General features: G+C 50.2%; 15 protein-coding genes. 1 reads left to right on the top strand and 14 read right to left on the bottom strand.

The features are described 5' to 3' along the window. Positions 1–6: 6 nt before the first annotated feature. The 14 genes from rpsC to rpoB form a co-directional block, all read right to left on the bottom strand. Complete coding sequence (gene rpsC / locus TTER_RS03615; RefSeq protein ID WP_012874673.1) at positions 7–687, bottom strand: 30S ribosomal protein S3; 681 nt, start codon at positions 685–687, stop codon at positions 7–9. A 27-nt stretch (positions 688–714) separates the two neighbouring features. Then, entirely contained in the window at positions 715–1,047 is a 333-nt protein-coding gene (rplV, locus tag TTER_RS03610) for a 50S ribosomal protein L22 (protein ID WP_012874672.1), read from the bottom strand. 10 nt (positions 1,048–1,057) lie between these two features. Then, complete coding sequence (gene rpsS / locus TTER_RS03605) at positions 1,058–1,342, bottom strand: 30S ribosomal protein S19 (RefSeq protein ID WP_012874671.1); 285 nt, start codon at positions 1,340–1,342, stop codon at positions 1,058–1,060. Between the two features lie 13 nt (positions 1,343–1,355). Then, a complete protein-coding gene (gene rplB, locus TTER_RS03600) occupies positions 1,356–2,177 on the bottom strand; it encodes a 50S ribosomal protein L2 (RefSeq protein WP_012874670.1) in 822 nt (273 codons plus the stop codon). 24 nt (positions 2,178–2,201) lie between these two features. Next, positions 2,202–2,501, bottom strand: coding sequence for a 50S ribosomal protein L23 (rplW, locus tag TTER_RS03595; protein WP_012874669.1), 300 nt, complete (start codon positions 2,499–2,501; stop codon positions 2,202–2,204). Continuing rightward, positions 2,501–3,172: a 50S ribosomal protein L4 gene (gene rplD, locus TTER_RS03590; RefSeq protein WP_012874668.1), complete on the bottom strand. Its 672-nt coding sequence runs from the start codon at positions 3,170–3,172 to the stop codon at positions 2,501–2,503. Before rplD ends, rplW begins: the two co-directional genes overlap by 1 nt. 24 nt (positions 3,173–3,196) lie before the next feature. After that, positions 3,197–3,811, bottom strand: a complete 615-nt coding sequence (rplC, locus tag TTER_RS03585) for a 50S ribosomal protein L3 (protein ID WP_012874667.1) — start codon at positions 3,809–3,811, stop codon at positions 3,197–3,199. 10 nt (positions 3,812–3,821) lie between these two features. Beyond that, positions 3,822–4,130, bottom strand: coding sequence for a 30S ribosomal protein S10 (gene rpsJ, locus TTER_RS03580; protein ID WP_012874666.1), 309 nt, complete (start codon positions 4,128–4,130; stop codon positions 3,822–3,824). Between the two features lie 113 nt (positions 4,131–4,243). Further along, positions 4,244–5,446: an elongation factor Tu gene (gene tuf, locus TTER_RS03575; protein ID WP_012874665.1), complete on the bottom strand. Its 1,203-nt coding sequence runs from the start codon at positions 5,444–5,446 to the stop codon at positions 4,244–4,246. A 50-nt stretch (positions 5,447–5,496) separates the two neighbouring features. Next, entirely contained in the window at positions 5,497–7,590 is a 2,094-nt protein-coding gene (gene fusA / locus TTER_RS03570; protein WP_012874664.1) for an elongation factor G, read from the bottom strand. A gap of 39 nt (positions 7,591–7,629) precedes the next feature. Further along, positions 7,630–8,103, bottom strand: a complete 474-nt coding sequence (rpsG, locus tag TTER_RS03565; RefSeq protein WP_012874663.1) for a 30S ribosomal protein S7 — start codon at positions 8,101–8,103, stop codon at positions 7,630–7,632. A 28-nt stretch (positions 8,104–8,131) separates the two neighbouring features. Continuing rightward, positions 8,132–8,557, bottom strand: a complete 426-nt coding sequence (gene rpsL, locus TTER_RS03560; RefSeq protein WP_012874662.1) for a 30S ribosomal protein S12 — start codon at positions 8,555–8,557, stop codon at positions 8,132–8,134. Between the two features lie 116 nt (positions 8,558–8,673). Further along, positions 8,674–12,900 (bottom strand): DNA-directed RNA polymerase subunit beta', encoded by a 4,227-nt coding sequence (gene rpoC / locus TTER_RS03555; RefSeq protein ID WP_012874661.1) that lies wholly within the window; start codon positions 12,898–12,900, stop codon positions 8,674–8,676. Positions 12,901–12,918: 18 nt separating this feature from the next. Continuing rightward, the gene (gene rpoB, locus TTER_RS03550; protein WP_012874660.1) at positions 12,919–16,530 is read right to left on the bottom strand and encodes a DNA-directed RNA polymerase subunit beta; all 3,612 of its coding nucleotides are present in this window, start codon (positions 16,528–16,530) and stop codon (positions 12,919–12,921) included. A 200-nt stretch (positions 16,531–16,730) separates the two neighbouring features. Between rpoB and murJ the strand changes: the two genes are divergently transcribed. Further along, positions 16,731–18,275: a murein biosynthesis integral membrane protein MurJ gene (gene murJ / locus TTER_RS03545; RefSeq protein ID WP_012874659.1), complete on the top strand. Its 1,545-nt coding sequence runs from the start codon at positions 16,731–16,733 to the stop codon at positions 18,273–18,275.

Raw genomic sequence — 18,275 nt, 5'->3', positions numbered from 1 at the left:
TAGCCACTACCTAGAGCCTACCAGCTCTGTGGTAGCAGCCTGGCCTGAAGTTTCTGCTTCAGGTAGCACATCACCCTTATAAATCCAGACTTTGACGCCTATACGACCTCCAGGTGTATAAGCATGTACTTGGGCGTAGTCGATGTCGGCTCGGATGGTTTGCAGTGGCACACGACCGTCTATCTCAACGATCGATCTCGACATGCTAGAGGGGCCTCCAACCAGTCCTGAAACCCTGATTTTTATGCCCTTAGCTCCAGCACGCATAGCCCTCTGTACGGCTTGCTTCATAGCCCTCTTATAGGACACTCTCTTGCTTATCTGCTCTGCGATACTATCAGCAACAAGCTGAGCATCCAATTCAGGCTGTCTCACTTCTTCAATGTTGAGCGTTACCTTCTTTCCAGTCATATTTTCCAACTCGGTACGCAGAGCATCCACCGTAGCACCGCCTTTACCTATAACCACTCCAGGTTTAGCGGTGTAGACTGTAACGTTGAGATCGTCGCCCGATCTACTTATGACAACATGAGATATGCCAGCGTTCGACAGTCTGTTGAAGACTGTCGATCTAATCTTTATGTCCTCGTGCAGTTGCTGAGTGTAGTTACGCTCAGCAAACCACCTGCTCTCCCAAGTCTTTATGCCTCCGAGCCTAAATCCTATAGGGTTTACTTTTCTACCCAAAACTGTTCCTCCTACCTGATCTCCGCTTTATCTCTGATCAAGCACTACTGTAAGGTGTGATGTGCGCTTGACATATGGATGTGCTCTACCTCTGCTTGCTGGACGCCATCTCTTAAACCTCGGGCCATCGTCGGCATAAACCTCTGCAACGTAGAGAGTATCCGCGTCCAGCTCGTAGTTGTTTTCTGCGTTAGCTATAGCAGAGCGTAGAAGCTTATCGAAATCCCTTGCCACAGCCTTATTAGTATAGCGAAGAATGGCAAGGGCTTCTCCTACCGACTTACCTCTTATCACATCTGCTACCAGGCGCGCCTTTCTAGGCGAAGTCCTCACATATCTGGTTGTAGCTCTTACTTTCATCTCGCAAACCCTACTTCAACCTAGTAGATCTTTCCGTCGCACCACCATGTCCCCTGAAAGTACGGGTTGGTGCAAACTCTCCAAGCTTATGACCCACCATATTTTCAGTTATATAAATGGGGACATGCCTACGCCCATCATGGACAGCTATCGTATGACCAACCATATCAGGAAAGATGGTGCTAGCTCTCGACCAAGTCCTGATAATACGGCGCTCTCCACGAGCATTCATCTCTTGTATCTTCTTCAACAGCTTGGGATCTACAAATGGTCCCTTCTTTGTACTCCTAGACATAGGCAGAACCCCCTTACTTCCTGCGACGTACTATGTATTTGTCGCTTGGCTTAGATTTTCTAGTCTTGACACCCATTGCAGGCTTACCCCACTTCGTCTTGGGTTGACCTCCGATGGGTGCCTTACCCTCACCACCGCCATGCGGATGGTCTCTCGGGTTCATTACAGAACCGCGAACCACGGGCCTCCTGCCGAGCCACCTGGATCTACCTGCTTTACCGATATTTATAAGCTCATGTTCCAGATTACCCACTTGTCCGATGGTGGCCATGCATTCAACTCTAACCATCCTAAACTCACCCGAAGGCAGTCGAAGAGTGGCATAATCCCCTTCTCTTGCAACCAACTGAGCGGACTGTCCGGCGCTTCTAGCAAGCTGTCCACCCTTTCCAGGTGTGAGCTCAACGTTATGGATCTGAGTTCCTATCGGGATCTTGCTCAGTGGCAAAGCATTACCCACTCTTATCTCAGCATTAGGACCGCTCATGACTCTATCGCCTACCCGGAGCCCATTTGGTGCTATTATGTAGCGCTTCTCTCCATCAGCATATTGAATAAGCGCTATACGGGCAGACCTATTTGGGTCGTATTCTATAGCAACAACCACGCCGGGCACATCGAACTTATCTCTCTTGAAGTCGATTACTCTATACTTCCGCTTATGACCGCCACCTCTGTGACGAACCGTAATCTTACCCTGAGAGTTACGACCGGCTTCCTTGACAAGGGGCTTGAGCAAACTCTTCTCAGGTTCAGCCTTAGTGATCTCCTCAAAAGTGGAGACCGTCATGCCCCTTCTTCCTGGTGATGTCGGCTTATACTTCTTTATAGGCATCTTGACTCACCTTACCTCGTAATTCTAGACCCCTTCAAAAATCTCGATTCTCTGACCAGGAGCAAGCTTGACGATAGCCTTTTTCCAAGAAGAGGTTCTCCCTACGATTGGCCTACCGCCTCTTCTCCTCTTAAGCTTGACCTTAGATGGTACGTTGATCGTGTTGACAGCCAGCACGTTGACCTTGAATATCTCCTCCACGGCTGCCTTTACATCATGTTTTGTAGACTTAGGGTCAACTTCAAAAGTGTACTGCCCCTGATCCATCAAGAAGGTGTTCTTCTCTGTAATTACTGGTCGCTTGATAACATCGTAGGCATTCATTAGCTAGTCGCCTCCGTGAATTGAGCTGCTCGACGCTTCCCCACGCTACGCAGCAGAATTTCCTGTAGGGAATTTACCGCTCCGTCTTCCAAGAATAAATAATCGTACTTCAATAGGTCGGCGATATTTAGATTAGAAGCGTGTATGACCTTTACATTAGGAAGGTTAGACCCTGCCTTCTGTACGGACTCATTACGACCGTTAGTCGCGATGAGTACCTTTTGACCAGCAAGGCCTAGCTTCTCCAGAGCAGCTATCATTGCTTTCGTACGGGGTTCTATCTCAGAAAGGCCAGTAACTACTAACAACCTCTCCTCAGCTACTTTCTGAGATAGAGCACTACGAAGCGCCAATCTACGCATCTTGCGAGGCATCCTCTGCTCATAGCTGCGGGGGTGGGGCCCGAAAACCACACCGCCTCCCCTCCATTGAGGAGCCCGTATGCTACCCTGGCGAGCCCTACCTGTACCCTTCTGACGCCACGGTTTGCGACCTCCACCACTTACTTCGGCACGAGTACGAGTGTCATGAGTGCCAGTGCGAGCGTTAGCAAGTTGACGCACCAGTGCCTGGTGCATGACGGCAAGATTTGGCTGAATGCCAAATACGAGATCGCTCACCTCTAGCTGAGAAACTATATCACCATTTAGGTTATAAACTGGTAGTTGCACTTCCCTCTCCGTCACCTAATAGATTTATTTCGCCTTGCGAATCTGCAGAAGACCACCATTGGCTCCGGGGACGGCACCCTTGACCAATAGCAGGTTGCGATCCGTATCTACAGCTACCACGGTGAGCCTCTTCACTGTAACACGCTCGCCTCCAGCTCGACCAGCCATTCTCTGCCCTTTGAGCACCTTACCGGGGGTGGTAGTAGCACCTATCGATCCTGGAGCTCGGTGTCTATCTGATTGACCGTGAGTCTTTGGTCCTCCCCCGAAGCCATGGCGCTTAACCACACCAGTAAAACCTTTACCCTTCGAGGTGCCCGTTACATCAACTTTTTCTCCAGCCTGGAATATAGAAGCATCCACCTTCTGCCCAACCTGCAACTCAGAGATGTTATCTGCTTTGAACTCTCTGAGATGCCTGAGCGGTGGCAAATTCTTTAGATGTCCTCTTTCCGGCTTTTTGAGTTTCTTGACTTCTTCGAAACCCAGCTGTACAGCCTCGTAACCATCGCGCTCTTTAGTTTTAATGAAGGTCACGAAATTCGGCCCTGCCTGTATCACAGTAACGGGCACAAAACGGCCGTTTTCATCAAAAATATGAGTCATTCCAATTTTTTTACCTATCAAACCTTCAACCATAGCTCTCGCCTTACAGTTTGATCTCTATATCTACCCCTGCGGGTAGATTCAAGCTCATTAATTCAGATATAGTTTGCCTTCTAGGCTCTAGCACATCGATCAATCTCTTGTGAGTGCGAATCTCAAACTGCTCCTGAGAGTCCTTATCTATGAAAGGACTTCTGATCACGGTGAACCTCTTTATCTCAGTCGGCAAGGGCACAGGCCCGGCTACTTGCGCGCCTGTCCTCTGAGCCGTCTCAACTATCTGTTGAGCCGACTGATCCAAAAGTTTATGATCATATGCCTTTAGACGGATGCGTATCTTCTGCTTGGACACGCTCTTCTCCTGATACTAAAAGTTTTCAAACCCAATGGAACACCAGTCGTACCAAAGTCTGGAGCAGGCTATTATACCTGCTCCAGACTAGTTTCGTCATCCTATAATGGTAATTACTCTAGGATTTGGGTAACGACGCCAGCGCCCACTGTGCGTCCACCCTCCCTGATAGCAAACCTCAACCCCTCCTCTATCGCCACAGGCGCTATCAGCTCCACCTCCAAGTTCACATTGTCCCCAGGCACCACCATCTCTACCCCCTCAGGCAGCTTCACCTCCCCTGTCACATCCGTCGTCCGAATGTAAAACTGCGGCCTGTACCCACTGAAGAACGGTGTGTGCCTGCCTCCCTCCTCCTTCGACAACACGTATACCTCAGCTCTGAACCTGGTGTGCGGGTTGATGCTCCCTGGCGCCGCCAACACCATACCCCGCTCTACCTCTGTCCTCTCTATCCCCCTCAACAAACACCCTATGTTATCTCCTGCTACCCCCTCATCCAACGTCTTCTGGAACATCTCCACACCCGTCACTACCGTGCTCCGCCTCTCTGCCCTCAACCCTACTATCTCTACCGTGTCACCTACCTTGATCCTACCCCTCTCTACTCTACCAGTTACTACCGTCCCCCTACCCTTGATCGCAAATACGTCCTCTATCGGCATCAAAAACGGCTTGTCCACAGCCCTCTGCGGCGTCGGTATGTACTCATCTACCGCATCCATCAACTCCAATATCGGCTGATACTCCGGAGCATTGATGTCCGTGCTGCTGCTCTCCAACGCCCTGAGCGCACTCCCACGTATGATCGGCACCTCATCCCCAGGAAATCCATACCGCGTCAATAGCTCCCTCACCTCCATCTCCACCAGCTCCAACAGCTCCGGATCATCCATCATGTCCACCTTGTTCAAAAACACCACTATCGCAGGTACCTCCACCTGCCTCGCCAACAATATGTGCTCCCTCGTCTGCGGCATCGGCCCATCCGGCGCACTCACCACCAAAATCGCTCCATCCATCTGCGCCGCACCCGTGATCATGTTCTTGATGTAGTCCGCATGCCCAGGACAGTCCACATGCGCATAATGCCTCTTGTCCGTCTCATACTCCACATGCGCTATCGAAATCGTTATCCCCCTCGCCCTCTCCTCAGGCGCCTTGTCTATCGTCTCAAACGGCCGGTACTGCGCCTCCCCCTTCAATGCCAGCACCTTCGTGATCGCTGCCGTCAACGTCGTCTTCCCATGATCCACATGCCCTATCGTCCCTACGTTCACATGCGGCTTCGTCCTCTCAAACCTCTGCTTCGCCAACCTCAGGCCTCCTTAGTAAAGATTTTGTTAGTTATCTTATTTTCCAAAGCTTAGCGCTTATTCCTAGCCTGTATCTCAGCGCTAATAGATTGCGGAACCGGTTCGTAATGATCAAACTGCATAGTGTAAGATGCTCGACCCTGTGTCATAGAACGCAGATCGGTAGCATAACCAAACATCTCAGCCAACGGCACTTTGGCTCTAATAGCCTGGGCATTACCCCTTAGTTCCATGCCTTCGATATGGCCCCGCCTTGAGCTGAGATCACCAGTTACGGCTCCCATGAACTCCTCAGGAGTAACAACCTCCACCAACATTATTGGCTCCAGCAGTATGGGTCCTGCCTTCTGCGCAGCTGCCCTGAAAGCCATGGAACCGGCTATCTGGAAAGCCATCTCGCTGGAGTCCACTTCGTGGTAAGAACCATCGTACAAGATAGCCCTTACTCCTAGGACTGGATAACCAGCTACCACTCCATTATCCATGGCCTCTCTTATACCTGCCTCCACAGCAGGGATGTATTCACGAGGTATAACACCGCCCGTGATCTGATTGACGAACTCGAACCCAGTCTTGTCCTCTAGTGGTTCGAGCCTAATCCATACGTGGCCATACTGACCCTTGCCACCTGTCTGCCTTACAAATCTACCTTCCGCTTCGGCAGGGCGGGTGATGGTCTCGCGATATGCCACCTGTGGCCTACCTATATTCGCGTTCACCTTGAACTCACGCGTCATTCTGTCTACGATGACTTCCAGGTGAAGCTCACCCATACCGCTGATGATAGTTTGTCCACTTTCAGGGTCAGTCTGTACGCGGAAAGTTGGATCTTCCTCAGCCAAACGTGCCAAGGCATTGGCCATTTTGTCCTGGTCAGCCTTGGTCTTAGGCTCTATAGCAACGGATATCACCGGCTCTGGGAATTTAATGGATTCCAGCACCACAGGCGCGGATTCGTCAGCCAGGGTATCTCCTGTGAAAGTATTCTTCAAACCCACAGCCGCGGCTATATCGCCTGCGAATACTTCGGATACTTCCTCTCGGTGATTGGCATGCATCCGCACGAGCCGTCCTATTCTTTCTCGCTGGTTCTTAGTGGTATTCATCACATAGGAACCAGCCTTAAGGCTTCCGGAGTATACTCTGAAGTAAGAAAGCTTACCTATGAAAGGATCCGCTACAATCTTGAACACTAATGCCGAGAAAGGTTCGTTCTCATCGACCGTTCTCTCCACCTCTTCTCCAGTACGTGGATCTATCCCTCGTACAGGAGGTATATCTATAGGAGATGGCAGATAGTTCACTATAGCATCCAGCATTGGCTGGACGCCTTTGTTCTTGAGTGCTGCACCGCAGAGAACAGGCACTAGAGTACGAGCTATTGTAGCTCTCCTGAGGGCTGCCCTTATCTGATCGGGAGTTATATCTTCACCCTCCAGGTAGAGCATCATGAACTCTTCATCTGCTTCAGCTATAGCCTCTATCATTTGTTCTCTGGCTGCAGCAGCTTCTGCTTCAAGATGCGAGGGTATAGCGGTCTCTTCTAGACGAGTACCTAGATCATCTGTATAGATGATCGCGTCATAATCTATAAGGTCGACTACGCCCTGGAAGTCGCTTTCGGACCCAATCGGTAGCTGAATAGGAACTGGGTTGGACCCCAGCCTGTCGCGCATCATCTGGACAGTACGCTCAAAGTTGGCGCCCATTCTGTCCATCTTGTTCACGAAAGCTATACGTGGTACACCATAGCGGTCGGCTTGACGCCAAACGGTTTCGCTTTGCGGCTCAACACCAGCAACGGCATCGAATACCACTACACCACCATCCAAAACCCTTAGCGAGCGCTCAACCTCAACGGTGAAGTCCACGTGGCCCGGCGTATCGATGATATTGATCCTATGATCCCTCCAGAAGCAGGTTGTGGCAGCTGCAGTAATGGTAATACCACGCTCCCTCTCCTGTTCCATCCAGTCCATCGTGGCGGCCCCTTCGTGGACCTCACCCATCTTATGCACTCGCCCTGTGTAGAACAGGATTCTTTCAGTAGTAGTGGTCTTCCCGGCATCAATATGGGCGATGATACCGATATTTCTTGTTCTTTCTAGTGCTGTAAGTCTTTCTTTTTCTACAGTCGCTGCCAACTTTAACCTTCCTCTGAACTCAAAGAGTATTGTCAATATTTACCAACGATAGTGTGCAAATGCCTTGTTAGCCTCGGCCATCCTGTGGGTGTCCTCGCGCTTCTTGACAGTTGCACCCACATTATTCGAGGCATCTATTATCTCAGCTGCAAGCTTTTCGATCATGGTTTTACCAGCCCTAGCACGAGCTGACTGAATAAGCCATCTCATGGCTAGGGAAAGCCTGCGATCACCTCTTATCTCCACAGGCACCTGATACGTCGATCCCCCAACACGGCGAGGCTTGACTTCTAGCACGGGAGTTGCATTCCTGATTGCCTGCTCAAAAACCTCCATTGGATCTCTGTTTGTGCGTTGACCGACAAGGTCGAAAGCCCCATATACAATCCTCTCGGCAACTCCCTTCTTGCCATTCCGCATTACCTTGTTTATGAACTTGGCAACCATCACACTGTTGTAGCGCGGATCAGGCAAGACCTCCGGCTTCTTGAACGAATTGGGTCGACGTGGCATATCTACTTATTCCTCCACATGCACATTATTACTTAGGCTTCTTAGTTCCGTACTTGGAACGACCCTTCTTTCTATCCTTGACTCCAGCAGTATCCAAGGCACCACGCACAATGTGATATCTGACTCCTGGCAGATCAGGCACTCTTCCGCCACGAATGAGTACCACAGAGTGCTCCTGCAGGTTGTGACCCTCTCCCGGTATGTAAGCGGTGACTTCCATACCGTTACTCAGCCGGACTCGCGCCACCTTTCGGAGGGCCGAGTTCGGCTTCTTCGGGGTAACAGTTCTCACCTGCACAGCCACCCCTCTCTTCTGAGGGGCTCCCTTAGGCTGTGGTCTAAGTCTACCAGCGTACCTACCAAGAGCGTTGTTTGTGTACCTAAGTGCCGGAGCCTTAGTCTTCTTAGTTGGTTTCTGTCGTCCCTTACGAACTAGCTGATTTATTGTAGGCATTGAACACTCCTAGGTTTCCTACTCATTTGCAAATGCACACACAATTGTGGTTGGGCTGAGGATGCCCAACCACAATCAATAAATTTATCAGACGAAACCCTAGTAGTCAAGCTACTTTACTCAGTCTGCATCAGTCCTATGAGTGCCAGGTCATCAGTTGCAAGCTCAGTCTCCTCGGCTGTCCTCTTCTTCCAGCCAGAGCCAGCTGGTATGAGCTTACCTATGATCACGTTTTCCTTGAGCCCTCTGAGGTAATCTACGCTCCCGTTTATTGCAGCTTCGGTAAGGACCCTAGTTGTCTCCTGGAATGAAGCTGCAGACAGGAAGCTGCTAGTCCTCAGAGAAGCCTTGGTAACTCCAAGCAACTCATAGTATGCAGTAGCTGGGATACCTCCCTCCGCTATAACCCTGGAGTTTACCTCCATCAAGGTGAACTTATCTATAAGCTCACCGGGGAGCAGCTCAGTGTCGCCAGGGTCATCTATAGTTACCTTGCGTAGCATCTGACGCACGATTATCTCTATGTGCTTGTCGTTCGTGTTCACGCCTTGGCTTCTGTAGACCCTCTGAACCTCGTCTACGAGATATCGCTGAGCCTCTTCCCTACCATTGATCCTAAGTATATCGTGAGGATTAGAGTTACCCTCCGTCAGCTGATCCCCAGCGTTGACGTGCTGTCCATTCTCAACTCTGAGCCTGGCAGCTGCTGGTACTACATACTCTTTCTCCTCTCGAGTTATACCAGAGACTTCTATACGACCATCATTGATCACAGCTTGACCAGCCCTTCGAGCTGTTATATCAGCCCAGGAATCGCCTTCCTTCCACCTGGCCAATGCCATACCCTGCACAACTGATTGGCCACTCTCGATTAGCAACTCAGCGCCCTCTGGGAACTTATACTTATCGATGAACGGATACTCGTAGACGATCTTCAGTTTGCGAGTACCGTCCTCGTTCTCAGTGATTTCAACCGTACCGTCCTGCTCGGATATGAGAGCCTGACCCTTAGGTGTCCTGGCCTCAAATAGCTCTTCAACCCTTGGGAGACCACTTGTTATGTCTCCGGACTCTGTAGCCACACCACCTGTATGGAACGTACGCATCGTTAGCTGCGTACCAGGCTCACCGATCGACTGAGCAGCAATAATACCCACTGCTTCGCCTAGTTCTATCAGAGATCCTGTGGCCAAGTCGCGCCCATAGCACATCCTACAGACACCGAACGAGGTCTCGCACTCAAGTGGCGATCTGACTACTACCTCCTGAATGCCAAGCTCTAGAATCTTGTCTCTAAGCTCCTCTGTGATCTCCTGATTACGCTCAACTATAACCTCACCAGTCTCCGGATCGACCACGGGCTTGGCGGCTACTCGACCAAGCAGTCTCTCAGAGAAGGTAGGTATTAGACCGCTCTCATCCTCTTCATTCTTGAGTACTATACCGTTCTCCGTACCGCAGTCATCTTCGGTAACTATCACATCCTGGGCAACATCTACCAGACGCCTCGTTAGGTAACCAGAGTCTGCAGTTCGTAGAGCCGTATCTGCCAACCCTTTACGTGCACCGTGAGTAGATATGAAGTACTCCAGAACTGATAGACCCTCTCGGAAGTTCGAGACAATGGGCAGAGGTATTATTCTGCCAAGAGGATCCGCCATCAGTCCTCTCATGCCCGCCATCTGGCTGATCTGTTGCATGTTACCTCGAGCACCAGATATAGCCATCATCTTGATGGCGCCATAATCGTCCAGCGTCTCCTGTACGGCCTTGGTAAGTTCTTCCCTGGTTTCTGTCCATATCTTGATCGTCTCTCGCTCGCGCTCCTCAGCAGTGAGTAGACCGCGTGCGTAGTCCTCATCTACCATGCGGACTCTTTCATTAGCCTGAGCTATCAGATCCTTCTTGATACTAGGTATCTGGAGGTCATCTACAGATATGGTCATACCACCCTTAGTGGCATAATGGAAACCTATCCTCTTGATTACGTCTACTACCTGAGCTGTGCGCTCTCTACCATACCTCCTGTAAACCTCTGCCACAATGTTACGCAGCCCCTTCCTATCGGTGACCTCAGATAGGAGCTTAGGATCACGCCGCATCTCAGCAGGTAGAGCATCCAGGAATATAAGCCTACCTACAGTAGTCTCTACCGTCTGAGCGTCTCCATTGTTGCCCAGACGCACCTTGATGGGAGCCTGGAGGTCAATGTAGCCGAGCTCATAAGCAAGCTGTGCCTCCTCGGGGTTGGCAAACATCTTGCCCTCTCCCTTGGCTCCAGGACGAGCTTTGGTCATATAGTAGACACCCAACACTATATCGTGTGTAGGTGTGACGATCGGATCACCGTTTGAGGGCGACAACAGGTTTACCTTAGAGAGCATTCTCTCCTTAGCCTCCTGCTGAGCCGCCTGAGATAGCGGTAGGTGCACCGCCATCTGGTCACCATCGAAGTCAGCGTTGAATGCTGCACATACCAAAGGATGAAGCTGTATGGCTGAACCTTCGATGAGCACGGGCTCAAAGGCTTGTATACCTAGCCTATGCAGGGTTGGTGCGCGGTTCAGGAGCACTAGATGCTCGCTCGTAACCTCTTCGAGGACGTCCCAAACCTCCGGGCGCATGCGCTCAACTATTCTCTTGGCGCTCTTTATGTTTACTGCGTAGCCCTTCTGAACCAATCTGCGCATGACGAAGGGCTTGAACAGTTCCAGCGCCATCCTCTTGGGTAGTCCGCACTGATGAAGCTGAAGATCGGGACCTACCACGATTACTGATCTACCAGAGTAGTCAACCCTCTTTCCAAGCAGGTTCTGGCGGAACCTTCCCTGCTTGCCTTTGAGCATGTCAGACAGGCTCTTGAGCTTATGCTTGCTCGAGCCGGCTACTGGTCTGCCCCTACGCCCGTTATCAATCAGCGCATCAACCGCCTCCTGCAGCATACGCTTCTCATTACGGATTATGATCTCAGGGGCGCCAAGCTCCTGCAACCTCTTCAATCTATTATTGCGGTTGATGACCCTTCTATATAGATCGTTCAGGTCGCTAGTAGCGAACCGACCTCCGTCTAGCTGCACCATTGGACGCAGGTCAGGAGGCAGAACAGGAAGAGCCGTGAATATCATCCACTCAGGTTTATTCCCACTTCTCCTGAAGGCCTCTACAACTCTTAGTCTCTTTGTAGCCTTCTTCCTTCTTTGTCCAGAGGAACTCTGCATCTCAAGCCTGAGCTCTTCCGCAAGCTTATCAAGATCAATATTCTTTAGTATCTCAAGGATGGCTTCTGCCCCCATGCCGGCACGGAAAATATCACCGAACTCAGCCTGCAGCTGCCTGTACTCCGTATCAGTTAGCAGCGTCATGGGGCGCAGCATATCAAGAAGCCTCTTCTTCTCCTCGAGCTGCCTGCGCAGAGCCTCTTTCTCCTTATGAGCCTGCTCAGCAACCTTCTGGCGATCAGAGGAGCCCGCAAAGAGCAACTGCTCCCTCTCGGCCTCCATTAGGGCACGGGCGCGCTCAAGCTTATCGTCATACTCTCTCTCTATGCGTGCTATCACGCTCTCTACGATGTCGTGCAGCTCCTCTATCCTGGACTCGTTGATGGCTTCCCCTTCTTCCACCAACACATGCTGCCATGGCTGCCCCTTGCCGAACCATATCTGCTCAGACGCAGCCTCACCAATCATGGAAGAGAGCTGCTCTTCAAGAGCATTAGCCTCCTCATCTATCGCAGCAACTTTGGCTTTCTTCTCAGCCAGTATCTGATCCATGGATATCCTGCCCGCCTCTTCTATTCGGGCAACCTCATCTCTTGTGCTCTGGTCTAGATTTTCTATATTCGAAGAGAGCACACTCTCGATCTCAGCAGACCTGCTAGCTAGCTCCTCTTCCAGGGAAGCCTTTATCTTCTCCAAAGCTTCATTATCTACCCAGGTAACTATGTAGGAGGCGAAGTACAACACGCGCTCCAGGTTACGAGGAGACATATCTAGCAATAGACCCATCCTGCTGGGAGTGCCCTTGAAGAACCATATATGGCTGACTGGGGACGCCAGCTCAATATGGCCCATCCTTTCACGGCGCACCCTGGAGCGAGTGACCTCTACGCCGCACTTCTCACATATGACGCCTCTGTAGCGTATACGCTTATACTTACCGCAGTAGCATTCCCAATCCTTAGTTGGTCCGAAGATACGTTCATCAAATAGTCCGTCTCTTTCAGGCTTCTGGGTTCTATAGTTTATAGTTTCTGGCTTAGTGACCTCGCCATAGCTCCAAGCCCTGATTTGCTCAGGTGAAGCAAGGCTTATTCTGATAGCACCGAATTCATTAACCTGTACCATATCACTCTCCCTGCCGATCTATTCGCCCTTCTCAGGATGGCTTAGATCTATATCCAAATCACTTATGTACTCACTTTGACCATCGCTGGATATGGACACCGGCACCAAATCTTCATTGAGAACCTCAACAGACAACCCAAGGCTCTGAAGCTCTTTCATCAATACCTTGAATGATTCTGGCACGCCCGCACCACTTATTGGCTCACCCTTGACTATCGCCTCGTAAGTACGGACTCTACCAACTGTATCATCAGACTTGACAGTGAGCATTTCCTGCAAAGTATAGGCAGCTCCGTATGCTTCGAGAGCCCATACTTCCATCTCGCCAAACCTCTGGCCACCGAACTGAGCCTTGCCTCCCAGAGGCTGCTGGGTAACTAGGCTGTAAGGACCTGTGGATCGAGCATGTATCTTGTCCTCCACCAAGTGAGCCAGCTTCATGATGTACATGACACCCACAGCCACTGGCTGATCAAACTTCTCGCCCGTACGACCATCGTACAACTCTATCTTTCCATCTTCTGGTAGCCCTGCCCTGCGGAGCTCTTCCTTGATCATCTCCTCAGAAGCTCCATCGAAAACAGGACACGCCACCTTGAAGCCAAGAGTACTAGCCGCCCATCCAAGATGGCACTCCAGGATCTGTCCCAAGTTCATTCTTGAGGGCACACCTATCGGGTTCAGGATAACATCCACGGGTCTACCATCTGGTAGGAAGGGCATATCCTCTATCGGGAGTATCCTGGATATAACGCCCTTATTACCGTGCCTACCCGCGACCTTATCGCCCTCGCTTATCTTTCTCTTCTGGGCTATCATCACCCTGACCATCTGGTTTACACCAGCCGGCAGGTCATCATTTTCAACCCGCGTGAACACCTTTACGTCGATCACCTGGCCGTGCACACCATTGGGAACCCGGAGGCTAGTATCTCTAACATCACGGGCCTTCTCCGAGAATATAGCTCTTAGCAGGCGCTCTTCAGCAGTCATTTCCGTCTCACCCTTAGGTGTGACTTTACCCACGAGTATGTCGTTGGGCTTGACCTCAGCGCCTACATAGACTATGCCTCTCTCATCCAAGTTAGCCAGTGCCTCTTCGCCCACGTTGGGGATATCACGAGTTATCTCCTCCGGCCCGAGCTTGGTATCACGTGCCTCTACCTCGTACTTCTCGATATGTATCGAGGTATATACGTCATCTCTCACTAGCCTCTCGCTGATCAGCACAGCATCCTCAAAGTTACCTCCCTCCCACGGCATGAACGCCACAAGCACATTCTGGCCGAGGGCTATTTCGCCATTGCTTGTGCTGGCGGAATCAGCGATTATCTGTCCAGCATAGATCCTATCGCCCTTGTTAACTATCGGACGCTGGTTGAGAAGCGTATCCTGGTTAGTGCGAACGAACTTCTCGAGCTCGTAGGTCCTCAGGTTCCCGTCGTCTTCCTCGACAACTATCCTCTCGGCAGTAACACTACGCACGATACCGTCCGCCTTAGCTATCACCACCTGACCGCTATCTCGGGCAACCTGAGCCTCGACACCTGTGCCAACCACTGGAGAATCAGGCACCAACAGAGGCACAGCCTGCCTCTGCATGTTGGCACCCATCAGAGCCCTGTTAGCATCATCATGCTCAAGGAACGGAATCAACGAACTCGCTACACTGACGACCTGCTTCGGAGAGGCATCAACGTAGTCCACCTCATCAACTGGGACGATCATGAACTCTGTGCCTCCACGACGCAGGCGAATGCTAGCTCGAGCCTCGACTCTATCCTCAAGGAAGTAACCTCTCTCATCGAGAGGAGAGTTGGCCTGAGCAACAGTAAACAGATCTTCCCTATCAGCCGACAGGTACTCAACCTCGTTCAAGACCCTAGGCTTGACCTTGATTTCATCAAGACCTAGGGCGACTATCTTCTCAGCCACCTCCCGGGTTATCTCAGTACCTACAGGCACAACTTCTTGACCGTTGGAGTCCATTATAGGCTCCCTGGTTATATGGCCAACCATGGCATCGATAGAATCACCAGGTACCGACTTCACTACCTTCCGGTAAGGAGTCTCGATGAAACCATATTCATTGATCCTGGCATACGTTGCCAACTGACCAATAAGCCCGATGTTAGGACCTTCAGGAGTCTCAATAGGACATATACGTCCATAGTGAGATGGGTGCACATCGCGCACATCCAGACCAGCTCTATCTCTGCTAAGACCACCAGGACCAAGAGCAGACAATCTTCTCTTGTGGTTGATCTCTGAGAGCGCGTTCACCTGATCCATGAACTGCGATAGCTGGCTGCCGCCAAAGAATTCTCGCATAGCGGCCACTACAGGCCGGATGTTTATCAGGTTGTTAGGAGTAGCACTCTCAGCATCCTGGATGGACATGCGCTCCTTTATGACCCTCTCCATACGGAGCAGACCAACGCGGAACTGATTTTGTATCAGCTCACCAACCGCCCTGACTCGCCTATTACCCAGATGATCTATATCGTCCCCTTCCTCCTCGCTGCCAGGAGGTAGGTTATTCAACCTTATAAGGTTCCCTACGATGTTGATCAGGTCGCGTCCCGTTATCGTTCTTAGCCTTTCACCGTACACCCGGCTATCGATCTCGAAATCAAATGTGGGGCCATTAGACCTCGCAACTACCTCGCGTAGCTGTTCCCACTTGCGAGTGAGCTTATATCTACCGACCCTAGCCAGATCGTATCTGCGGGGGTCAAATAGCAACTGACGCAACAACGTACGAGCATTCTCAGGGTTGGGAGGATCGCCAGGTCTAAGCCTCCGGTAAAGCTCCACCAAAGCTTCCTGGCTGTTCTTTGTTGGATCTCGCTCGATCGTAGCTGCAAGATTCTGGTAGCGGCCATCGCGACTAACCTTACCATATAGAGCCCATAGCCACTCATCTGTACCAGGAGTAGTTGGGCCCATGTCGCCTTCAGCCTCAACAACCTCTGAATCTATGGCAGCAACTGCTCTCAGGAGAACGGTCACAGGAATCTTGCGCTTGCGATCTACCTTGACATATAGCACATCTTTGTTAGAGGTCTCGAACTCGAGCCAGGCCCCACGGTTCGGTATAAGCTTTGCGGTCCAGAGGGTCTTACCACTGGCTTCATCGAATACATCCTTGAAATACACGCCTGGCGATCTAACAAGCTGGGAGACAACCACCCTCTCAGCTCCATTTATAACGAAGGTACCCTTCTCGGTCATGAGAGGGAAGTCACCCAGAAATATCTCCTGCTCCTTTATCTCACCGGTCTCCTTGACCAGCAGGGTAGCCTTCACCTTCAAGGGTGCGGAATAAGTGAAATCTCTTTCTCTGCACTCCTTTTCGGTATACCTGGGCTCCCCAAAGAACTGACCGGAATCTGGCTTATCGAAACGGAGCTCCATTAGACGACCAGTGAAGTCTACTACTGGATTTATTTCATCAAAGAGCTCCTGAAGCCCTTCCTCCTTAAACCAGTTAAATGAATCCAACTGGATCTGAATGAGGTTGGGCATTTCAATGGTATCTGGTATACGAGCATAGGATTTTCTTTGAACTTTAGATGCTGGACGTGTCTGAGCTTCAACGCTAGGTCTGACCTGCGAGGTGTTCGTCATTTACTACTCTCCTCAAAACTTGGGGGAAATGAGACTGGCCAAATCTCTTGTTTTGTGAAAAGCTCTATCACAAACTCTCTCTAGATAGAATGCGGCCCTTTATAATAACAAGTAATCATCCTACGAGTCAATACTTTTTTAGCGAAATCCTCGTAGAAGACTCAAACTAGTAATATACCATAAACTGAGACAAAATAAAGGTGGATAAGCGACTAGCACGTTTTGCCATAATCACCACCCTTGCTTTTATAGTAAGCAGACTATTAGGTTTACTTCGAGATCAAATCATAGTAGCCCATACAGGTGCTAACTACCAGTTTAGCGCTTATGTATTGGCAATGCAGATACCAGACACGATATTTGTCCTCCTATCCGGAGGTGCACTTGCATCCACTTTCATTCCGAAGTTCCTCGAAGTAAAGGGCAATAAAGGGGAAAGATATGCACTGAAACTAGCTAAGGATATACTGTTGGTAATCGGTATAGGTACCCTGATCACATGCACACTCATATGGTTGTTGACACCGTACATAGTAGACCATGTTCTTCTCAGAGGATCTAACGATCCCAGAGTTCCTCAACTCACGTCGGAGTTACTGAGACTAGTGCTGCTGCAACCTATCTTTCTAAGCTTATCCACGGTAGCTACATCCATACTTCAGTCGTACGAAAAATTCCTCATCCCTGCCATAGCTCCGATCTTTTACAATCTTAGTATTATTGCCTCCGCGATATTCTTATATCCAATGTTCGGGATGATAGGCATAGCCTCAGGAGTAGTCATAGGTGCTATGCTGTTCCTGCTGCTACACATACCCCAACTAGCAAGACTTGGTTTGAGTAAAGGTCTGGGAATAAGTAGCCTAAGTTGGGAGGTAAAAGACATCCTCTTGCACATGGGTCCAAGACTCTTCTGTCAAGCAACAATACAGATAAACCTACTAATAGCTGTAGCATTCGCTAGCAGAATTGGTCCAGCGGAAGTAGCTGCTTTCCGCCTAGCCTGGGTGGTATTCTTTCTCCCTATAAGCGTCTTCAGCGCTAGCATAGGAACAGTTACTCTACCGAGGCTGTCACAGAATGCTGTAGAAAGGGAACTAGAAAGCTTTAGAAGGTTACTTCAAAGCTCTATTACCACCGTAACGTTTATTATACTTCCCGCATCCATAGGATTAGGACTAATAAGCACACAGGTGATAAGACTTCTCTACGAGCACGGAAAGTTTGGCCGATCCGATACCATAGCCACCGCAAGCATACTCTCACTCATGAGTCTTGGGATGGTCGGCTATGGCATGCTCGACCTACTACCCAGGGCTAGCTATGCATTATCCAAAACCCTGCCTCCAGTTATTAGCTCTCTGTTAGGAACGATCTGTAATATTTCTATCGTTGAGCTGCTTATCAGCAGGATGGGCATAGAGAGTGTGGTAATCGGCTTTATTACCTCGGCACTAGTCAACTCTACGATACTGATTATTTATCTATCTGTTAGCATTGGTAACCTCTTGGACAGAACATTCTTCACATCTATAGGTAAGCAGATAGTCGCCAGCGCATCGATAGTTCCGGTAATCTACGTAACGCAGCAATTTGCATCTTCAAACCTATTCCTGCAAGTATTGGCACCTGTAACCTGCGGATTAATTGTCTATGTATTAGTAAGCGTGATGTTTAGGCAGAAGGAATTAGAGATAATAGTTAGATCCCTAATACCCGAAAAAATTCTAGAGAGGGTAAGTTAG

This window comes from Thermobaculum terrenum ATCC BAA-798, assembly GCF_000025005.1.
Taxonomy (GTDB): domain Bacteria; phylum Chloroflexota; class Chloroflexia; order Thermobaculales; family Thermobaculaceae; genus Thermobaculum; species Thermobaculum terrenum.
The sequence above is the reverse complement of the archived record's forward strand: the minus strand, read 5'-3'. Positions and strand labels throughout refer to the sequence as shown.

What these genes read in the sequence shown, in the direction of transcription:
- rplV (WP_012874672.1), bottom strand. Translation starts at nt 1,047, where the DNA reads ATGAAAGTAAGAGCTACAACCAGATATGTGAGGACTTCGCCTAGAAAG.
- rpsS (WP_012874671.1), bottom strand. Translation starts at nt 1,342, where the DNA reads ATGTCTAGGAGTACAAAGAAGGGACCATTTGTAGATCCCAAGCTGTTG.
- rplB (WP_012874670.1), bottom strand. Translation starts at nt 2,177, where the DNA reads ATGCCTATAAAGAAGTATAAGCCGACATCACCAGGAAGAAGGGGCATG.
- rplW (WP_012874669.1), bottom strand. Translation starts at nt 2,501, where the DNA reads ATGAATGCCTACGATGTTATCAAGCGACCAGTAATTACAGAGAAGAAC.
- rplC (WP_012874667.1), bottom strand. Translation starts at nt 3,811, where the DNA reads ATGGTTGAAGGTTTGATAGGTAAAAAAATTGGAATGACTCATATTTTT.
- rpsG (WP_012874663.1), bottom strand. Translation starts at nt 8,103, where the DNA reads ATGCCACGTCGACCCAATTCGTTCAAGAAGCCGGAGGTCTTGCCTGAT.
- rpsL (WP_012874662.1), bottom strand. Translation starts at nt 8,557, where the DNA reads ATGCCTACAATAAATCAGCTAGTTCGTAAGGGACGACAGAAACCAACT.
- rpoC (WP_012874661.1), bottom strand. Translation starts at nt 12,900, where the DNA reads ATGGTACAGGTTAATGAATTCGGTGCTATCAGAATAAGCCTTGCTTCA.
- rpoB (WP_012874660.1), bottom strand. Translation starts at nt 16,530, where the DNA reads ATGACGAACACCTCGCAGGTCAGACCTAGCGTTGAAGCTCAGACACGT.